Source organism: Sphaerochaeta sp. UBA5836 (assembly GCF_002432845.1).
In the GTDB taxonomy this organism is placed as follows: Bacteria; Spirochaetota; Spirochaetia; order Sphaerochaetales; family Sphaerochaetaceae; genus Sphaerochaeta.
On record NZ_DJGW01000115.1, the window covers coordinates 50,318 to 53,547 of the forward strand.

A 3,230-nucleotide genomic window follows, 5' to 3' on the forward strand; every position below is an offset into this window, starting at 1 on the left:
CTTCCGTTTTCTCGGAAGCTTGTAGTACAAAGCAAATATGTATTGGCTCTTGGTTGCATACTGCTTTCCATATTTCTGGTTTTGGTCATTGGGCTTCTTGCATCCAGATGGGAAATACACACTGTTTTTTCAAACGCCGTCACCCAATTTGTGTTTGGTGCATTCTTTGTTTCGATAAACTATCCTTTGATTTTCAAGTTTGGTTTTGAAAAAAGCAGGTTGTACTATATTTTGGTCATGGTTGCGCTGATGAGCATCGGATCAGTACTTGCCTCGTTGCTGCAAAGTGCTTCCATGCCTGCATTCATCCTGGTTTTGTTGCCGATTGCATCGATTTGCTGCTTCACTGCAAGTTACCTTCTCTCCTGTTCCATCATGAAAAAGAAGGAATTTTCCGGTTCATGATGTCAAAACTCTAGTAAAAACAGCACGAATCATGCTACTACACCTGTAACCGGACCTTTTAAGGGGTGTTGCATGTGTGGAATTGTTGGATATGTCGGAACAGAGGAAGCTTCCTCCCTTCTCCTTGAAGCTCTTCGCAAGCTTGAATACCGCGGATATGATTCTGCCGGTATCGCCTTGGTTGATGAGAAAAACAACCTTCAGATACGCAAGATCAAGGGACGACTTTCCAATTTGGAGCTTTTGGTCCAGCAAAAACCGATTACCGGAAAATGCGGTATCGCACATACCCGTTGGGCGACTCATGGCGAACCGTCTGACCTGAACAGCCATCCCCATACCGATGTTTCACAGAACATTGCCGTGGTCCACAACGGAATCATAGAAAACCATGCCCAGCTGCGGTCATGGCTTGAAAAGCATCAAGTGAAGTTCGTGAGCCAAACCGACAGCGAGGTCATCGCCCACTTGATCGACTTCCACTACAACGGCGATCTCCTGCAGGCCGTCACGGAGACGGTCAAGCGCCTGGAAGGCTCCTATGCCATCGCAGTTGCCTGCAGTCAACACCCCGAGGTGTTGGTGGTTGCACGAAAGGACAGTCCCTTGGTCATCGGAAGAAGCGAGCATGCCACCATGCTGGCCAGCGATGTGCCGCCGCTTTTGAGCCATACCAGGAAAGTCCAATACCTGGAGGATTTGGAGGTTGCCACTCTTACGCAGAATGAGGTGCATATCTACAACCTCGATGGGGATGAGATCGAGCGGGAAATCCAGACCATCGAATGGGATATGGAAGCAGCAGAGAAGTGCGGATTCGAACACTTCATGCTCAAGGAGATCTGCGAGCAGCCCAAGGCTCTGCGTGACACGTTGCATTCGAGATGCAAGGATGGCGTATTGGCGTTTCCCACCCAAATAGAAAACCTTTTGGAAAACTGCAAACACCTGCTGATCACCGGCTGCGGGACCGCCTACCATGCGGCCATGGTAGCCTCCTATGTAATTGAACAGGTTGCCGGTCTTCCTGTCGAAGTCCTCGTAGCCAGTGAGCTCAGATATCGAAGACATATCCAGAAAGAGGGCGAAGTGTGTCTGCTCATCAGCCAAAGCGGTGAAACCGCCGATACCATAGCATCCCTCAGGCTCTTGAAGGAGCTTGGGATTCCGACCATTGCCCTGACCAATGTGGTGGGCTGTACGCTCAGCCGTGAAGCCGATTGGGTCCTGTATACCCAGGCCGGTCCAGAAATCGCTGTAGCCTCAACAAAGGCCTTTACAACGCAACTCTTGAGTCTCTTCACCATTGCTGCATTGATTGCAAAGCAGGAACGCTCGGTGCTGCTTGAAGCACTGGGACAGTTGCCGGGAAAAACCCAGTTGCTTATCGACCGGCAGGAGGACATCCAACGGTTTGCAGCCAGCCAATTCAACAAAACCAAAGTGTTCTTCATGGGGCGGCTCGTTGATTTCGCAATCAGTCTGGAAAGTGCCCTCAAGCTCAAGGAGATCAGCTATACGCACAGTGAGGCCTTTGCAGCAGGAGAGCTGAAACATGGGCCGATTGCCTTGGTCGATACTTCAACCTTGGTGGTTGCCCTGTGCACGCAACCGTCCTTGTACGCAAAGATGGACTCCAACATCAAGGAAGTAAAAGCCAGGGGTGCAACGGCATTGGTTATTACGTTTGAGGATGTGCATACGTTTGATGATACAGCCGATGCAATCTTCAGGCTTCCACAGACGCATCCTTTGTTCAGCCCGATTCTCAGTGTGATTGTCAGCCAGCTCTATGCTTACTACTGTGCAGTACTCAAGGGAAATGATCCTGACAAGCCGAGAAACCTAGCCAAGTCGGTTACTGTCGAGTAATTGATGGCCCATCAAAACAAATATGTTTGGGATGGTTTCTAGTTAACAGAATATATATTATTTATAGATTATACAAAATTACTATTGTAGAAGGGAAGGTCCCCTTTTTATGTTAATCTAATTGAAGATACCCTAGATAAGCCAAACTTGTCCAGTAAATATTGGAGAATGAGCCTTCAGTTACATTCATGGCAGCGAAAATATGGCAATATAATTCGTTCGAAGGATTTGTAGAATAAAAGTAATCAGGAAAAGCCCCTTTTTCACTGTACGGTACATCGTTGGGAAATTGGGTACCATCATATCTACGAAGTATTCCACCATCTATATGACTGACAAATTTTGCGTTATCAAAAGCAAGGGTAAACTCAACATGCGTAGAATTGACATCTGTTTTTGTGATAGTGAATGTGTCTTCGGGACTGGTATGATCGACTGCTGTGGCATGGTACAAAGGCGCGGCATAATCATTTGAACTATTTATGCCAGAGAATTGAAATAATGCATATGATCCATCGCTTGCGCTGACTACTGCTGGATTTGATAACGAAATTTTATCGATTGTACGCCCATTCGGCTTTTTACCGTATGTATAAGCAAATAGATTGATGATACTGCTGCTTGAAGATATTGTGGATGAATCACTTACCATGTAACCGATCCAAAGTGAAGGTCCTGTATCATCCTCGATGAGTGCTAGGTTATTGAATTCATCATTTCTTACTACATAGGATCCAGACAGGGTGGTTTCAGTATCATTGTCTGTAACATCGATATATGAATCGATATAGAAAATTACCGCCATCCCACACCCACCCAGCACTAGGACAAGAAAAAAGACAGACACCATACGAAGAATGTGATTTCTCATCTTCATGGCATCTGTCTCCTCTCTTCACGGTTGGGTTTAGTCCACCCTACCCCGTTTACCTACAGAAAGGCAAGTCTATTGG

General features: G+C 46.7%; 3 protein-coding genes. 2 read left to right on the top strand and 1 reads right to left on the bottom strand.

From position 1 onward, the window contains the following. Both B3F49_RS12265 and glmS read left to right on the top strand, forming a co-directional pair. Positions 1 to 405, top strand: a 405-nt coding sequence (locus tag B3F49_RS12265; RefSeq protein ID WP_293911435.1) for an ABC-2 transporter permease, incomplete at its 5' end; no start/stop codon positions are given. A 72-nt stretch (positions 406 to 477) separates the two neighbouring features. Continuing rightward, entirely contained in the window at positions 478 to 2,277 is a 1,800-nt protein-coding gene (gene glmS / locus B3F49_RS12270) for a glutamine--fructose-6-phosphate transaminase (isomerizing) (RefSeq protein ID WP_293893842.1), read from the top strand. Positions 2,278 to 2,389: 112 nt separating this feature from the next. On the opposite strand, the gene B3F49_RS12275 is transcribed toward glmS, so the two are convergent. Continuing rightward, positions 2,390 to 3,154 (bottom strand): hypothetical protein, encoded by a 765-nt coding sequence (locus tag B3F49_RS12275; RefSeq protein WP_293893839.1) that lies wholly within the window; start codon positions 3,152 to 3,154, stop codon positions 2,390 to 2,392. Between the last annotated feature and the right edge of the window lie 76 nt (positions 3,155 to 3,230).